The 15,215-nt window shown below is 64.4% G+C and carries 14 protein-coding genes; 8 read left to right on the top strand and 6 right to left on the bottom strand.

Annotation, left to right across the window (positions count from 1 at the left end; all coding sequences use genetic code 11):
- On the bottom strand, window positions 1-1,860 hold the full coding sequence (locus AC0J42_RS15385) for an alkaline phosphatase family protein (protein ID WP_473002292.1): 1,860 nt from the start codon (window positions 1,858-1,860) through the stop codon (window positions 1-3).
- A gap of 278 nt (window positions 1,861-2,138) precedes the next feature.
- Here AC0J42_RS15385 and AC0J42_RS15380 point away from each other — a divergent pair, with 278 nt between their 5' ends.
- Complete coding sequence (locus tag AC0J42_RS15380; RefSeq protein WP_416424441.1) at window positions 2,139-2,411, top strand: hypothetical protein; 273 nt, start codon at window positions 2,139-2,141, stop codon at window positions 2,409-2,411.
- A 60-nt stretch (window positions 2,412-2,471) separates the two neighbouring features.
- On the opposite strand, the gene ddlA is transcribed toward AC0J42_RS15380, so the two are convergent.
- Complete coding sequence (ddlA, locus tag AC0J42_RS15375; protein ID WP_473002291.1) at window positions 2,472-3,566, bottom strand: D-alanine--D-alanine ligase; 1,095 nt, start codon at window positions 3,564-3,566, stop codon at window positions 2,472-2,474.
- A gap of 142 nt (window positions 3,567-3,708) precedes the next feature.
- Here ddlA and hemB point away from each other — a divergent pair, with 142 nt between their 5' ends.
- Together hemB and AC0J42_RS15365 are read left to right on the top strand one after the other, a co-directional pair.
- A complete protein-coding gene (hemB, locus tag AC0J42_RS15370) occupies window positions 3,709-4,680 on the top strand; it encodes a porphobilinogen synthase (RefSeq protein ID WP_416424438.1) in 972 nt (323 codons plus the stop codon).
- Between the two features lie 176 nt (window positions 4,681-4,856).
- On the top strand, window positions 4,857-5,768 hold the full coding sequence (locus AC0J42_RS15365) for a LysR family transcriptional regulator (protein ID WP_416424437.1): 912 nt from the start codon (window positions 4,857-4,859) through the stop codon (window positions 5,766-5,768).
- 3 nt (window positions 5,769-5,771) lie between these two features.
- Here the strand turns inward: AC0J42_RS15365 and AC0J42_RS15360 are convergent, their stop codons facing one another.
- A complete protein-coding gene (locus AC0J42_RS15360) occupies window positions 5,772-5,909 on the bottom strand; it encodes a hypothetical protein (RefSeq protein WP_416424436.1) in 138 nt (45 codons plus the stop codon).
- Window positions 5,910-6,174: 265 nt separating this feature from the next.
- Here AC0J42_RS15360 and AC0J42_RS15355 point away from each other — a divergent pair, with 265 nt between their 5' ends.
- Window positions 6,175-7,455, top strand: coding sequence for a chloride channel protein (locus AC0J42_RS15355; RefSeq protein ID WP_473002290.1), 1,281 nt, complete (start codon window positions 6,175-6,177; stop codon window positions 7,453-7,455).
- On the opposite strand, the gene AC0J42_RS15350 is transcribed toward AC0J42_RS15355, so the two are convergent.
- The 3 genes from AC0J42_RS15350 to AC0J42_RS15340 form a co-directional block, all read right to left on the bottom strand.
- Window positions 7,456-7,734, bottom strand: a complete 279-nt coding sequence (locus AC0J42_RS15350) for a DUF2790 domain-containing protein (protein WP_416424434.1) — start codon at window positions 7,732-7,734, stop codon at window positions 7,456-7,458.
- Window positions 7,735-7,838: 104 nt separating this feature from the next.
- Window positions 7,839-8,147, bottom strand: coding sequence for a plastocyanin/azurin family copper-binding protein (locus AC0J42_RS15345; RefSeq protein WP_473002289.1), 309 nt, complete (start codon window positions 8,145-8,147; stop codon window positions 7,839-7,841).
- Window positions 8,144-9,127: a metallophosphoesterase family protein gene (locus tag AC0J42_RS15340; RefSeq protein ID WP_473002288.1), complete on the bottom strand. Its 984-nt coding sequence runs from the start codon at window positions 9,125-9,127 to the stop codon at window positions 8,144-8,146. Before AC0J42_RS15340 ends, AC0J42_RS15345 begins: the two co-directional genes overlap by 4 nt.
- 151 nt (window positions 9,128-9,278) lie before the next feature.
- Between AC0J42_RS15340 and AC0J42_RS15335 the strand changes: the two genes are divergently transcribed.
- From AC0J42_RS15335 to AC0J42_RS15320, 4 genes are all read left to right on the top strand, one after another.
- Window positions 9,279-9,770 (top strand): sigma-70 family RNA polymerase sigma factor, encoded by a 492-nt coding sequence (locus tag AC0J42_RS15335; RefSeq protein WP_473002287.1) that lies wholly within the window; start codon window positions 9,279-9,281, stop codon window positions 9,768-9,770.
- A complete protein-coding gene (locus tag AC0J42_RS15330; RefSeq protein WP_473002286.1) occupies window positions 9,767-10,492 on the top strand; it encodes an anti-sigma factor family protein in 726 nt (241 codons plus the stop codon). The genes AC0J42_RS15335 and AC0J42_RS15330 overlap by 4 nt, the downstream gene beginning before the upstream one ends.
- A 363-nt stretch (window positions 10,493-10,855) precedes the next feature.
- A complete protein-coding gene (locus tag AC0J42_RS15325) occupies window positions 10,856-11,332 on the top strand; it encodes a BRO-N domain-containing protein (RefSeq protein ID WP_473002285.1) in 477 nt (158 codons plus the stop codon).
- 291 nt (window positions 11,333-11,623) lie between these two features.
- Window positions 11,624-15,139, top strand: a complete 3,516-nt coding sequence (locus AC0J42_RS15320) for a hypothetical protein (RefSeq protein ID WP_473002284.1) — start codon at window positions 11,624-11,626, stop codon at window positions 15,137-15,139.
- Window positions 15,140-15,215: the final 76 nt, after the last annotated feature.

The following is a 15,215-nucleotide window of genomic DNA, read 5'->3' as shown; positions in this document are numbered from 1 at the left end:
TCACTGCTTGGGCAGGAACGGCGCCAAGGCCGGGTGCAGGCGCCGGGCATCCCCCAGGGTGCGCAATTGGGCCTTGGCCGCCTGCCAGTCCTGGGGCCGTGGCGCACGGCCGCTGGCCTCGATGTTGGCCATCATCAGCACCGCGCGCTGCTGGTCGTGCAGCGGCGTGGCGTCAGGCATCGGCTGCGCTGCCAGGCCGGCCACGGCCGCTTGCAACTGAGCGATTTCTGCCTTCAGCGAGGGCCAGGGCCTGGGCTGGGTGAGCGGCAACACCGGCGCCAGGGTCGGCGCGGCGGCAATGCGCGGGCTGGGCAGCTGTTGCTTGAACGCGGCTTGCAGGCCCAGCCAGTCGCGCACCGTGGCCAGCACCGAGGTGTGGTCGAAAGGCACTCCCGTGGCGCTGCGGAACACGGCGCCTTCGGGCGTATAGGAAGACATCACGATGGCCGGCACGCGCACGCCGAAGCGGTCGAAGGCGAACGGCTGGCCACCGGTTGGCGCCGTGGCATAGGGCAGTGGCGGCTGCGCACCGCAAGGTGGTTGCACGTGGTCGAACGTCCCGCCATGTTCGTCGAACAGCAGCACGAACAAGGTGCGATCCACCTTGGGGCTGCTGGCGATCATCTCGTAGACCTGGGCCAGCAGCAGTTCGGCCGGGCGCACGTCGTAGGGCGGGTGGTAGCTGCGGTCATGCCCCAGGTTTTCCGAGAGGCCGAAGCTGGGTTCCAGGAAGGTCAGCGGCGGCAACGTGCCTTGGCTCACGGCGTGCTGGAACTCGTCCAGCTTGCCGAAGTTGTGCGTGTTGTCGAAGTAGTTCTCGGCGAACAACGTCTTGACCAGGGAGGGCAGGGTGCCGGCGTTATAGACCTTCCAGTCGATATTCTGGCTGCCCAGCACGTCGAACACCGTGGTCAGCTTCCACGGCCAATGGTCATTGTTGACCTGGCCGAACGAAGAGCCGGTCAGCAGGAAACTGCGGTTGGGCCAGGTCTGGCTGGGCACCGAGGCGTGCCAGGCGTCACTGACCGCGAACGCCCTGGCCAGCTTCGACAACACCGGCAACTGCGCAGGGCTATAGCTTTGCATGATCTGGCCGGTATCGGTGGGTGTGCTGGGCAGGCTGGCGTAATCCTTGAGGAACCCGCCCATGTTGTTCGCGACCTGGGCGCTGACGTGGTCGAACTCCTCGCCCGGGTCGGGCGTGGGCACCGTCCAGCCGCTGGCACCGCAGCTCGCCGCCAGCGGCTGGCCGCCGTTGACACCCGGCGCGGTATTGCTGGCGGGGCTGTAGGCCAGCCCGCGGAAATCGGCGTTGGCCGCCGGTGGAATGTTAAGCGCAGGCGGGTGTGTGGGGCTGTAGAGGTAGCCCAGCACGTTATCGAACGAGCGGTTTTCCATCATCATCACGATCACGTGGTCGATTTGCGCCAGCGCCCGCTGGCCGATGGAGAATTGCACGTTGTCGTAGCCCAGGCCCTGGCCCTGGTAGGTGCCGGTGATGCTGTAGTGGCGGTTGTCCTGGCCTACGAAGTCGAGGCTGACGTTGGCGTCGCCGGACCATGGGGTGCTGTTCCCGCCAGCGCCGATGCGGATCAGGATCGTGCTGCCGGCAAAGGTGCCGGTCAATTGCGCCTGCAGTTGCACCGCTACGCTGCCCAGGGTCAGGGTGCTGGTGAAGAGCCAGGTGTGGCCGTCGGTGATCCCTTCGTCGCGGTTCATCCACCACACCGGCTGGTGCAGCAGGGGTGGCAGCTGGGTGTTGTTCACGCCCCAGTCGGCAGCGCTGAGCGCGGGGCTGACCACTGTGGTCGTGGCCAGCGCCGAATCGAGGTTGTTGATCAGGTAGACTTGGGTCGTCATGACGGCTGCTCCGGGTGGAACAACCAGCATAGATCACGGGGGTTCAGGCTTGGTTGTACGATGACTGACCGTCTGTCGTGCACTGGCAGGCAGATGTGGAATTAACCAAATAGTACATGTAAAATCGCCAGCATTCGGCCAACAGAGCCGCAGGAGCACGCCTCCTTCCTTCTTATAAAAAAGCCCGTCCATGCGACGGGCTTTTTCGTTTCCGCTTTTTGATTCACAGCCGCGCACGGACTGCGCACCCCTGTACCTTTTAGAGAGACTGAAAACCCATGCTGCGCCTGGTCCTGCTTTTCCTGTTGCAAACGTTCCGCCGCCTGTTCAGCGGCACCTCCGTCAGCCCGCGCGCCGAACTGCAGGGCGCCCACGAAGAGCACGACGAAGGCCGCTGGACTGCTACCTCCATCGCCATCATCTGCGCCCTGGTGCTGTACATCATTGGCGGCTTGGGGCTGTACGGCAAAACTCACATCTGGGACACCCTGACGCCTGCGCAGAAAGACTTTATTGTGCAGTCGATGATTACTGACCAGCAGGTGTTGTAAGCCCACGGACGCCGCCTGCGGCAGCTGCTACGGGCCTGTAGCAGTGGCCGCCAGGCCGCGTCAACGGCAGTGGGTGCGCAGCTGGCTGCGCTGCCCATGCCGCTCCAACGCCAATTCAATCAACCGGCTCACCAGCTCGGTATAGGTCATGCCCGCCGCCAGCCACAGCTGCGGGTACATGCTGATGCGGGTGAAGCCGGGCAGGGTGTTGAGCTCGTTGATGATCACCTCGCCGCTGTCGGTCAGGAACACGTCCACCCGCGCCAGGCCGCTGCAGCCCAGCACCTGGAACGCTTCCACCGCCAGCGCGCGGATGCGCTCGCTGGCCGCTGCGGGAATGTCCGCCGGCACCAGCACCTGGGCGGCATCGCCGTCGATGTATTTGCTGTCGTAGGAATAGAAGCCGCCCTTGACCACGATCTCGCCGCAGCCGCTGGCCAGCGGCTCGTCGTTGCCCAGCACGGCGCATTCGATTTCGCGGCCCTTGACCGCGGCTTCCACCAGCACTTTCTCATCGAAAGCCAGGGCCAGTTCCACGGCCTGCCAGTAACCGGCCTCGTCCTCGACCTTGCTCACGCCCACCGACGAGCCCAGGTTTGCCGGCTTGACGAACAGCGGCAGGCCCAGCTCGGCCTGCACCTGGGCAAAGTCGCGGCGGCGGGCGGTGGCGCGGTTGAGGCTGATGAAGGGGGTAATGGCCAGGCCCGCGTCGCGCAGCAGGCGCTTGCTGACGTCCTTGTCCATGCACACCGCCGAGCCCAGCACGTCCGAGCCCACGAAGGGCAGGTCGGCCATGCGCAGCAGCCCCTGCAGGCAGCCGTCCTCGCCCTGGGTGCCGTGCACCACCGGGAAGATCACGTCGATGTGCGCCAAGGCCGAGGCACCGGTTTCCACCAGCTGGTGCTGGGCCTTGCCGGGCACCAGGGCCAACTCGCGGTTGGAGCGGTTGAGGGCGATCAGCGCCGGGTCTTCCTGGTTCAGCAGGTAGTTGGAGGCATCGTTGAGGTGCCACTGGCCGTCCTTGTCGATGCCGATCAGCACTGGCTCGAAGCGCTCGCGGTCCAGCGCCTCGACGATGTTGCGCGCCGACTGCAGCGACACTTCATGTTCGGCCGAACGGCCCCCGAAAATTACCCCTACGCGCAGCTTGGCCATGATGGTTCCCTTGATGAATGCGAGGCCGTGGCAGGCACTGTTACAATAGCTGCAAGAATGCATTGTCAAAGCCGATTTGTCCTCAACGCCGGACAGGCATAATCTGACGCACTGAATTGTCATCTTCAACACAGGATTTCCGATGTCCCAGTTCCCTATCGCTCGTCCACGGCGCCTGCGGCGTTCCGAGAACCTCCGTTCGCTGTTCCAGGAAACCGAGTTCAGCCTGGACGACCTGGTGCTGCCGATTTTCGTCGAGGAAGAGATCGATGACTTCGTGCCCATCACCAGCATGCCGGGCGTGATGCGTATTCCCGAATCGAAGCTGGCCGGCGAGATCGAGCGCTACGCCCGCGCCGGCATCAAGTCGGTGATGACCTTCGGCGTGTCGCACAAGCTGGATGCCGACGGCAGCGACACCTGGCAGGAAAACGGCCTGGTGTCGCGCATGGCGCGCATCTGCAAGGACGCCGTGCCGGAAATGATCGTGATGGCCGACACCTGCTTCTGCGAGTACACCTCCCACGGCCACTGCGGCGTGCTGTGCGACCACGGCGTGGACAACGACGCCACCTTGCGCAACCTGGGCAAGCAGGCCGTGGCCGCCGCCCGCGCCGGTGCCGACTTCATCTCGCCGTCGGCGGCCATGGACGGGCAGGTGCAGGCCATCCGCAGCGCCCTGGACGAGGCTGGCTTCATCGACACCTCGATCATGGCCTATTCCACCAAGTTCGCCTCGGCGCTGTACGGCCCGTTCCGCGAAGCCGGCGGCTCGGCGCTCAAGGGTGACCGCAAGGCCTACCAGATGAACCCGATGAACCGCCGCGAAGCCGTGCGCGAGTCGCTGATGGACGAGCAGGAAGGCGCTGACGCCATCATGGTCAAGCCGGCCGGTGCGTACCTGGACATCATCCGCGACATCCGCGAAGCCTCGCGCCTGCCGCTAACCGCCTACCAGGTGAGTGGCGAATACGCGATGATCAAGTTCGGTGCCCAGGCCGGTGCCATCGACGAAGCCCGCGTGGTGCGTGAAAGCCTGGGCGCCATCAAGCGCGCCGGTGCCGACCTGATCTTCACCTACTTCGCCATGGATATCGCCCGCGACGGCATCTGATCCGTTGAGGTCCCTGTGGGAGCTGGCTTGCCAGCGAGCTTTTCAGCCCTTGAAAGCTCGCTGGCAAGCCAGCTCCCACGCTTTTGCGTTCCGGGCGAATAGCCTTTTCATCCTGCGGAATAATCATTCCGCATCTGTGTGTGACAATTGCAGCTTCACCATCCAAGAGGCATTCGATGGACACTCTGCAAAACATGCGCACCTTCGTCTGCGTCGCCGAGGCTGGCAGTTTCAGCCATGCCGCCAAACAACTGAACGTGGCCGTGGCCACCGTCTCGCGCAGCGTCGCCGCGCTGGAGACGCACCTGCGCGCCCGGCTGCTGAACCGCAGCACCCGCCACGTCGCCCTCACCGAAGTGGGCCAGCGCTACCTGGCCCGCTGCGAACAGATCATCGCCCACGTCGACGAAGCCGAAGTGGAAGCCGGTGACACCCAGCTGCGCCCCAGCGGCCGCCTGCGGGTGCATTCGATGATGGGCGTGGGCCGCCACTACGTGGTGCCGGCCATTGCCGACTACCGCCAGCAATACCCCGACGTCAGCTTCGAGCTGACCATGGCCAACCGCATGCCGGACCTGATCGAGGAGGGCATCGACGTCGCCATCGTGCTGGCCCCGCAACTGCCCGACTCGGGCTACGTCAGCCAGCGCATCGGCCAATCCTACAGCGTGCTGTGCGCCTCACCCGACTACATCGCCCGCCATGGCGCGCCGGCCACGCCCCAGGCGTTGCAGCGCCACGAGTGCCTGCGGCTGGTGAACCCCAGCAGTGCCAGCAACCAGTGGGAGTTTCATGGGGACGAGGACGTACAGCGCATCACCCTGGGGCCGTCGGCGTTCCAGGTGAACATGGGCGATGCCATGATCGAGGCAATCGAATCAGGGATGGGGATAGGCTCGCTGCCGGTGTTCTCGGCCCAGAAGGGCATCGACAATGGCAGCCTGGTGCGGGTGTTGCCGCAGTATCGGTTGCAGTGCCTGAACGTCTATGCGGTGTACACCAACCGGCGCTACCTGGATGCCAAGATCAAAGTGCTGATCAGCCATCTGCGGGCGGTATTGCCGGGTGGGCAGGCGTCGTTGCAGTAGGCGTCAGTCTTGGGCGCGGGTGTGCTGCGAAGCCACCAGCGCCCGGCGACGGGCCTGACCACGGCGGTACTCGCGGCGATGATCGACGGCAATGCCGCACGAAATCAACAGCAGCAGTGCGTAGGCGACGAGACGAAGCATGGGCGTTCCTTACAGGTTCTTTCAATCCGGCGCTACTCTACCAACGGCTAGGGTGCGACGCTAGGTCGCAGGTCGTAAGTCTGTTTTCCAAATCAGGTAACAATCGCCCTCCGTTCCCGTAGCAGCTGCCGCAGGCTGCGTCCAAGCCCTGACGCCGAACAAAGGACAACCCATACCGCCCAGCTCCCAATAACCGCCCCAGCCATAGGCGCCCACCACCGCGCCCGCTACCATCAACGCTATCCCTACACGGCTGGAGCCCTGCATGTCGTTGCCTGAAACACCCCTGGCCACCCGTTCCCCGGTGCGCGCCACCGTCGCCCTGATCTTCGTGGTACTGCTCACCGGCGTTGGCGCCGGCCTGGGCGGCATGCTGCTGGCGTTGCTGCTGCACGGCATCCAGCACCTGGCCTACGGCTACAGCCAGGACCACCTGGTGGGCCATGAAAGCTTCCTGTTCGGCGTAACTGCCGCTGCGCCTGAACGCCGCGTGGCTGCCCTGGCGCTGTGCGGCCTGGTCGCAGGGCTGGGCTGGTACCTGCTGTACCGCTTTGGCAAACCCCTGGTCAGCATCAAGCAAGCGGTCAGCAACGCCGAGGCGCGCATGCCCGGCAAGGCCACCCTGGTGCACGTGCTGCTGCAGATCGTCACCGTGGCCCTGGGCTCGCCCCTGGGCCGCGAAGTGGCGCCCCGCGAGCTGGGCTCGCTGATCGCCGACCGCCTTTCGCGCTGGAGCGGCCTGGACGGTGACACCCGCCGGCTGATGATCGCCTGCGGCGCCGGCGCGGGCCTGGCGGCGGTGTACAACGTGCCCCTGGGCGGGGCGGTTTTTGTGCTGGAGGTATTGTTGGCAAAATTCGCCTGGCGGGAGGCAACCATCGCCCTGGCCACCTCGGCCATCGGCGCGTCGGTGGCCTGGTTGGGGCTGGGTGCGGAGGCGCAGTACACGGTGCCGGCGTTCGTCGTCAGCCCTGGCTTGATCACCTGGGCCGTACTGTGCGGGCCGTTGTTCGGCCTGGCGGCCTACGGTTTCACGCGCTTGACCGGCACCGCCCGCGGGCGCGCCGCGCGGGGCTGGCAATTGCCGCTGCTGTCGCTGATCAACTTCACCCTCATCGGCTGCCTGGCCATCTACCTGCCGCAGGTGCTGGGCAACGGCAAGGGCCCGGCGCAGCTGGGCTTCGACGACCAACTCACGATTGGCCTGGCGGCGATCTTGCTGCTGGCCAAACTAGTGGTCACCAGCAGCAGCCTGCGTGCCGGTGCCGAAGGCGGCCTGCTGACCCCGGCGCTGGCCTGCGGTGCCTTGCTGGCCGTGATACTGGGCGGCGGCTGGAACCTGCTGTGGCCCGGCGTGCCGCTGGGTGCGTTCGCCATTGTTGGTGCGGCGGCGTTTCTATCGTCATCCATGAGCATGCCGCTCACGGCCATCGTGCTGGTGGTGGAATTCACCCGTATCGAGCACGACTTCCTGGTGCCGATCATCCTGGCGGTGGTGGGCTCGGTGTGCGTCAGCCGCTTGTGTGCACGGCTGGTGGCGCGCTGATCAGCCCTTGTCGCAGCTGTCGCCCAGGCGGGTGTAGTTCAGCTCGTGCTGCACGCCCTTGCTGTCGATATAGGTCATGTGGCCTTGCACCGGGCCACACTGGTTGCCGGGCGCGGTGTTCATGCGCACCACCTTGGCAATGTCCAGGTCCTGGGAGTAGTCATAGCCAGCGCTGGCCTGGGTTTGCACGGCGGCCTGCACCGGCGCCGCTTCAGCGGCGTGGGTGAAGGAGCTGAACGCGGCCAGTACGGACAGCGCGAGTGCGATCAGGTATTTCATATCAAGGCCCTCCATTCGGGTATGGCGCCATTCTACGAAGGCGCCATGCCGGGGTTGAAATGGAGGGTGTCGATATCGGGCATCAGTGAAAGTGATGTCGACGCCTACGTACTGGGCACCACATGAATCGTCCCCACCATCTGCGGGTGCACCGTGCAGAAATACTGGAACGTACCCGCCGTGGTAAAGGTCCAGGAAAAGGTGTCATCGGTATCCAGCGCCCCCGACCTGAACAGATGCTCACTCTCTGCCACCGTGTGCGGGATGGGGTCGTGGTTGACCCAGGTCACCGTGGTGCCGGTGGCTATCTGCAGCGGCTGCGGGTCGAACATGAAGCCCTTGATGTCGATGCGCACCTCGGCGGCCTGGGCGCTGCCGGCCAGCAGCAGCGCCAACAACAGCCAGGGTTTCATGACGTCACCAGGGTGGCGTCGAGCAACGCCAGCGGGTGGTCGCCCTGGGTGGCGCGCACCTCGGTCAGGCCCAGGTAGTTGCGCAACTGGTCGGCGGCCACGGTCATGGGCCCGGGGTTGGGCGCCGCGCCCGGCGCCGGTTGCGGGTAGGCGGTGCCGCGCGCGGTGTGGAAGGTGATGTTGCCTTCCACCTTCTGGATCACCTGATGGATGTGGCCGTTGAGCACGGTCACCGAACCGTAGTCGCGCAGCAGGGCGATGGCCTGGGCGCCGTCCTCGGTGCCCCAGCCCCAGGGCTGGTAGATGGTCCACAGCGGGATGTGCGTGTACACCACCACCGGCGTGCTCTTGCTCACGGCGCGCAGGTCGTCGGCCAGCCAGGCCAGTTGGTCGCTGCCCAGGGTGGCCTCGTGGCCGGCCTGGAAGTTGAACACGTTCACCAGCGCGATGAAGTGCACGCCGTGGTCGTCGAAGCTGTACCAGCCGTTGCCCTGGGTGCCTTTGCCGTAGCGCTGCAGGTACAACTTGCCGCCGCCTTCGTCCAGGGTGTCATGCTCGCCGGGCACGTAGTGCACCGTGGCGGGCAGGGCCTTGAAAGCCTGGTCGGCCAGATCGAACTCGTCCGGCCGCGACAGGTGGGTAATGTCGCCGGTGTGCAGAATCAACGCCGGGCGCACGGGCAGGGCGATGACCTTGTCGATGGCTAGTTGCAGGGTTTTCAGCGGCTCGGGATTGGCCTCCTTGTTGAAGCCGATGTGCGAGTCGCTCAGTTGCACGAACTGAAAGCCCGTAGCCAGCGCCTTGGGGTTAGTAGGCTGGCCGCTGCTGTCGAGGGCAAAGGCACGGGGGATGCCGCCGCTCAGCGCCCACACCACGCCCGCGCCGGCCCAGGCCGAGCATTTGAGCAACTCGCGGCGCGAGGGGGCGTAGGCGGCTAAGCTGTCGGTGCGGGGGGGTCGGGTAGGGTGTCGGGTGGTCATGGCAAGGCTCCGTCGCAGGCTGCAGCCGGGGTGGCTGACAGTCATCTAAACGGGGCAGGGGTGGGCTTTATTCCGCACATTTTTTTTATTTTTGCGGGAATAAAACCGTGCCCTTGGCGGTTACTTCACACAGGTCAGGTCAAAAGCCGCCATGAAGCGCTTCGAAGCCTTGTTCGCCCCGCACCTGCCAGCGGCCTACAACCTGGCACGCTGGCTGACCGCCAGCGACGCAGCCGCCCACGACGTGGTGCAGGAAAGCGCCTACCGCGCCTTCAAGTACCTGGACAGCTTCGACGGCGCAAACCCGCGCGCCTGGTTCCTGAGCATCGTGCGCAACGAGAGCATGAGCTGGCTGCGCCTGGCCGCGCACACGCCGTGGGTGGCCATGGACGACGACATCAGTGACGACGTGGCGCTGAACCCCGAGGGCATGGCCATGCAGGCCGAGCACGCCCACTTGTTGCAACAAGCCCTGCAGGCGCTGCCGCCTGGGTACCGGGAGGTCATCGTGTTGAAAGACCTGGAAGGCCTGCCGTACAAGGACATCGCCCAGGTGACGGGCGTGCCCATCGGCACCGTGATGTCGCGCCTGGCCCGCGCGCGGGCAGCGTTGCGCGTGCACTTGCAGGGGCTGCAGCCATGATCGACCACAGGGCGTGCCAGGGGTTATTGAATGCCTACGTGGACGACGAACTGGCGCCGTTGGAGCGCGACAGCGTGCAGGCGCACTTGGCGCAATGCCCTGACTGCGCGCGGCAAATGGCCGAACTGACACGCTGGGTGGCCAGCGTGCAAACCACCGCGCCACGCTTTGCCGTGCCGGCTGACCTGAGGGTGCTGCTGCGCGATATGGAAGCCCCGGTCAGCGCCAAACCCTGGCGGCAGTGGTTCGCGCCGCTGGCCTCGGCGGCCATGCTGGCCCTGGCACTGGTGCTGTACATCCACACGCCCAGCACCGCGCCCGACCTTGTCGACGAAGCCGTCTCCAGCCACGTGCGGTCGCTGATGGGCCAGCACCTCAACGACGTGGTGTCCTCCGACCGCCACACCGTCAAGCCCTGGTTCACCGGCAAGCTGGACTTCGCGCCGCCGGTCACCGACTTCGCCGCGCAAGGCTTCCCGCTGCTGGGCGGCCGGCTGGACTACCTGCAGCACCAGACGGCGGCCGCGCTCACCTATGGTCACGGGCAGCACACCATCAACCTGTTCGTGATGCCCAGCGCGCAGCCCGACAACGCGCGCCAGGCCCTCAGCAGCCGTGGCTTCAACCTGGTGACCTGGCGGCAAAACCACATGCAATTCATCGCCGTCTCCGACGTTGAACCTGCCGAACTGCAGCACCTGGCGCAACTGCTCTCCCCGTAGCAGCTGCCGCAGGCGGCGTCCGGGCCCAACGCGTAGTCAACTGATACACCGCTGACGCAGCCTTCGGCAGCTGCTACGGGGCTCGACATAACCCTTAACACTCCTTTGATTGCCACCTTGCCCGGTGCACCCTTACCCTGCGCACCATCTTCGAACCTTCGAAGACCAGGTTTGACGACCTGGAGGGAAAACCGCAGCACCATATCGCTTGTTTCAGGCCCTGGCGCCTGAGATAAGTGTTATGGCGGTTGCGTGTGGGAGGCCTTCGGGCCTGCCGGTTCCCTCCGGTTCGTCAACCTGCACGCAGCTGCCACCCTAATCCCGACAACCGTGGCAGCCCTTCACCCGCAAGGAGCTTTCGCCATGGACGCCTTCGTCGCCACCACCTTCTTCCGCCACAAAATCCCCTTGCGCGCCCTGATGATCGAAGGCCAGGCCTGGCTGTGCCTGCACGACCTGGGCCGGTTGATGGGCGTGCACTTCATCGAGCGCCGCACCCGCAGCCTCGACGACGACCAGTACCAGGAAGCCTGGGTCAAGGCGGACGGCCAGTGGGCCAAGCACCTGCTGGTGAGCGAAACCGGCGCACTGGCGCTGATCCTGCACAGCCACATGCCGGAAAACCGCGCGCTGCGGCAGTGGCTGACCCAGCAGGTGGTGCCCGCGCTGCGCCAGTCAGGCGCCGGCACCGCACCGGCCATGGGCGCGATGCACGCCCAGGGCGGCGAGGTGAAGGTGTTGTATTGGCAGGATGAGCCGTGGGTGCGCCTGAAGGACATGCCAGCCGTATTGCCCCGCAGCCGGCCGGCGAAAGGGCAGTGGTGGCGGGTGTGGGGGTGATCCCGTAGCAGCGGCCGCCGGCCGCGTCCGGGGCCACGCGTTCCACCTGTCACACCGCTGACGCAGCCTGCGGCAGCTGCTACGGAATCGGCTTTCCAGTTGCACCCGTTAGCTCGTAGCAGCGGCCGCAGGCCGCGTCCGGGGCTACGCGTTCCACCTGATACACCGCTGACGCAGCCTTCGGCAGCTGCTACGGGCGGGGTTTCAGCCGCACCTGTCAGTTCTTACAGTTGTGCGCCACCCACCAAAAGCGCCCAATCATCGCTCCAACCATTCGCGGAGCCTCAGATCATGCCCCTCAACCTCCGGCTACAAAAAAACCGGCCCTTGATCCACCCCATAACCCCTGGCCAACCAAGCGTGGTCGGCACGGCCCTGCCTGCCGCTGCCAATAGCCTCCGGGTAGTGCCCGACTTGCGGATTCCCGCCTCGGTCGACATCAGCCCCACCCTGGGCGGCATCGGCTTGGGCCTGGTCAACTCGATCAGCGGCTTGCACGTAGTGGTCGATCCCTACGTCATCATGAGCTCCAATGATGAAATCAGGGTGTTTTTCGACAACGTCCTGGTGCACATTTACCCCGTGGCCATTCCCAATGTCGCGGTCAACTTGTACATTCCCTACGGTGCGTTCACGCCGGGTACCGACCAGACCGTCTCCATCCACTACACCGTGACCCGTGTCGGGGGCACAGTGGAAACCTCGGTGCCGCACTTTTATCGCATCAAGCTGACCCGCCCCGGCGGCCTCGACCCCAGCCCAGACCCGCAACACCAGAACCTCCCGGCCCCCGTGTTGCCGCCGCACATCATTGCCAACGGCGTCAGCGAGGCGGACGCCCAGGCGGGCTTCAAGGTGACCATCAGGCCATACCCCTACATGGCCAGCTACGACATCATCGATTTGCGCTGGAACGGTGTTGCGCTGCCGCCTCGCACAGTGCTCCCAAACGAGGTGGGAACCAACATCGACATCGACATCACCGCCGCGGTCATCTCGCTGGGAGGCGATGGCCGGGATTTAATGGTTTTTTACCGGGTGTACGACCAGGTCAACAACGTCTCGGAGGACAGCGTGGGCCAACCGTGGTCGATGATTACGCTGGTATTCGTGCACGCCAACCCGAATGCACTGCCAGCGCCAGAGGTACAGGAAGCCCCCGATGGCGTGTTGCGGCTGGACCAGTTGGGCACCAATGACGTGCACGTGCACGTGTTTCCCTACCCGCCAGTCTTTGTGCAGGGCGACCAGGTAAAGGTTCGCTGGGATGGGCAAACCTCGACGGGCCAGCCGGAGGCATTCGAACAGACCTTGACGGTAGGGAGCGTGCCGGGATTGTTGCTGTTCACCGTGCCCAACGCCAAGGCGGCGGCCATTGGCGGGGGGCATGTGGATGTTTCGTACCTGCTGCAGGACGCGGGAGGGACCGCGCCGGCCAAGCCGTCCAGGTACCTGCGCATTGACGTCATCGGCCAGGCGGTTGGCGAGCCGTGGCCGGCGCCGCTGGTGCGCGATGCGACGGGGGCGTCGGTGACCACGCTGAACCCGATCAAGCCAAATACCAGTAACGAGGAAAACACCGCCACGCTGACGGTGACCGATGCGCGCCTCAAGGCGGGCAATGTGCTGGCCGGCTTGTGGACGGTGGCGGGTGCACAGGCCTCGTATGTGCCCTGGGTGACGGTAACCACCGATGGCCAGGTGGAGGCGCCGGTGCCACTCGAGTTAATTGCGGCGGCAGTGGGCAAGCAGGTGGTGGTGGAGTATGTGGTGTTTGGTGATGACGGCGGGGAGGCGATTGGTACTTCCGTGCCGATGACGTTGATGGTGTCGGCGATTGCGCAAGGGGCGTTGCCGGTGCCGCGGATTACCGAAGCCAACAGCAATGACGAGTTGGACATCCCCAACCTGGTAGGTGATGCGCACGTTACCGTTGGACGCTGGCCGTTTATCGCGGCGGGGCAGCGGGCATGGCTTACCCTGACGGGCCCAGACTTGAGCCTGCAGTTGCTTGAAGGGCACCAGGTGACGGCAGCAGAGGCTCAAAACGGATTGAGCGTAACGGTCGCGAAAGCACAGTTGGCGGGCTTGGCGGACAATGCCAGGATCACGGTGACCTTAAAGGTGGCGTTTGACGGTGCCACGTTGGAGGGGGCGGCGGTCACGTTCCCGGTGAAGCAGTACACGGTGAAAAACCAAATTGACCAGCCTTGGCCGGCACTAACGGTGGTGGATGCGACAGGCAGTGTTGTCACCACGCTGAACCCGATCAGGCCGGGTGCGGCTAATCAGGAAAATACCGCCACGGTAGAGGTGACCGATACGCGCTTGCGGTCCACTGACTCGCTGACGGTGGGGTGGACGGTACCTGGCGCTCAGGAGCAGGCGGTGCCTGCCGGATTGAGCAATGGCCAGGCGCGCGCCGTTATTCCACGTGAACTGCTGGCGGCGAGCATTGGCAAGACGGTTGGCATTGCCTATGTGGTACGGCGTGGAGGGATTGAGATTGGCAGATGGGAACGGTTGAGTTTGCCTGTGTCGGCGATTGCGCAAAGCGCGTTGCCGCGCCCCTCAATTACGGAAGCAGGGGGCACAGACGAACTGGATGTATCAAGCCTGTCGGCAGATGCCACGGCCACGGTCGCCGCCTGGCCGTTTATTGATACGGCGCAGCGGTATTGGTTGGCGGCGCGGGGGACGTTGGCGAATGGCAGCAGCACAGTGATTGAACTGGCCAGCAATGAGCCTGTGGGGAGCGAGGCGGGTGTATCGCGTCTAATGGCGCTGACTAGCTTGCAGGGGCTCAAGGACGGCAGCGACCTTACCTTGGAGATGAAGGTAGCCTTTACTGGCAACGCCAGTGAGGCTGTGACCTTCCCGATACACCGTTATACCGTGCGTACGCTCGTTGACGTGGTGCCCTCTATTCAGGAGGTACGTGACTCACGCAACACGCTGGTTCCCGCAGGCAGTACTTCCAATGACACTCAATTCACGCTCAAGGGCATGGCTGCGCCCAATCAGCAAGTCCAGGTCTTCGATAACGGGGGGGCAGTGGGGGTTGCGAATGTCAGCTATGACGGGGCGTGGCAATTCTCGTTGGCGAACGTGCTTCCAGGAAGCCACGCGTTGACCGCAAAAGGCCTGTATGGAGCCGGATTGGTGTCAGCCTCCTGGTCGTTCACCACTTTTGCGCCGCTTGCGTTGGATACTAGTCCGCTGTCGCTCAATGGTTTCTCGATCAAAGACCTTGGGGGTGGCAAGCAAAGAACGGGTTTGGACTCCATCGGTAATACGGCGGTCCGAGTAGCCAGCGGCGGTGTGCCTCCCTACCGCTATGTTTCTAGTAACAGTTTAGTGGCACCGGTCTCCCAAGATGGCAAAGTGATCGGGAACAGAAATGGCGTGGCGACTATCAGTGTGACAGACGCTCAGAATAATTCTTTAAACTATTCCGTAGCTGTTTCGAATACTTGGGGGATGTGGGGAACCACTCGCCCTCAATCGGCTGATGATGCAATACGCCGGATGCATGAAGCGGGCGGTATTCCGGTATACAGTACTGAGGCTCAGCAGGATTTCAATCGGGTTTATGTCCATTACTTTACGGTAACTGAGTGGGCCGGGGTAAAACTGTCAAGCTCGACGGGGGCAATAATGAGGCAAGGGCAAGGCATGTCATTTGGAGATGCTCCCGCTTCAACTCTTTATACAATTTTCTTTCTGCTCCCGTCACAGTTTACCCAGAGCGACTTGCTAACCGCCGATCTGGTTCCGTTGGGAGGGCACGCTAACCCCGACGCCTGACCAAATAGGGAGGCATCTGTAGCAGCGGCCGCCGGCCGCGTCATGGTCCTCAAGCGTTGCACGGACCAAGGACGCC

The organism is Pseudomonas sp. Tav-5-1A (assembly GCF_055755055.1).
The sequence above is the reverse complement of the archived record's forward strand: the minus strand, read 5'-3'. Positions and strand labels throughout refer to the sequence as shown.

Excerpts from the sequence above, each read along its gene's own strand:
- AC0J42_RS15345 (WP_473002289.1), bottom strand. The coding sequence starts at position 8,147 with ATGAAACCCTGGCTGTTGTTGGCGCTGCTGCTGGCCGGCAGCGCCCAG.
- AC0J42_RS15360 (WP_416424436.1), bottom strand. The coding sequence starts at position 5,909 with ATGCTTCGTCTCGTCGCCTACGCACTGCTGCTGTTGATTTCGTGCGGC.
- hemB (WP_416424438.1), top strand. The coding sequence starts at position 3,709 with ATGTCCCAGTTCCCTATCGCTCGTCCACGGCGCCTGCGGCGTTCCGAG.
- AC0J42_RS15355 (WP_473002290.1), top strand. The coding sequence starts at position 6,175 with ATGTCGTTGCCTGAAACACCCCTGGCCACCCGTTCCCCGGTGCGCGCC.
- AC0J42_RS15350 (WP_416424434.1), bottom strand. The coding sequence starts at position 7,734 with ATGAAATACCTGATCGCACTCGCGCTGTCCGTACTGGCCGCGTTCAGC.
- AC0J42_RS15325 (WP_473002285.1), top strand. The coding sequence starts at position 10,856 with ATGGACGCCTTCGTCGCCACCACCTTCTTCCGCCACAAAATCCCCTTG.
- AC0J42_RS15380 (WP_416424441.1), top strand. The coding sequence starts at position 2,139 with ATGCTGCGCCTGGTCCTGCTTTTCCTGTTGCAAACGTTCCGCCGCCTG.
- AC0J42_RS15335 (WP_473002287.1), top strand. The coding sequence starts at position 9,279 with ATGAAGCGCTTCGAAGCCTTGTTCGCCCCGCACCTGCCAGCGGCCTAC.
- AC0J42_RS15330 (WP_473002286.1), top strand. The coding sequence starts at position 9,767 with ATGATCGACCACAGGGCGTGCCAGGGGTTATTGAATGCCTACGTGGAC.
- AC0J42_RS15340 (WP_473002288.1), bottom strand. The coding sequence starts at position 9,127 with ATGACCACCCGACACCCTACCCGACCCCCCCGCACCGACAGCTTAGCC.
- AC0J42_RS15385 (WP_473002292.1), bottom strand. The coding sequence starts at position 1,860 with ATGACGACCCAAGTCTACCTGATCAACAACCTCGATTCGGCGCTGGCC.
- AC0J42_RS15320 (WP_473002284.1), top strand. The coding sequence starts at position 11,624 with ATGCCCCTCAACCTCCGGCTACAAAAAAACCGGCCCTTGATCCACCCC.
- AC0J42_RS15365 (WP_416424437.1), top strand. The coding sequence starts at position 4,857 with ATGGACACTCTGCAAAACATGCGCACCTTCGTCTGCGTCGCCGAGGCT.
- ddlA (WP_473002291.1), bottom strand. The coding sequence starts at position 3,566 with ATGGCCAAGCTGCGCGTAGGGGTAATTTTCGGGGGCCGTTCGGCCGAA.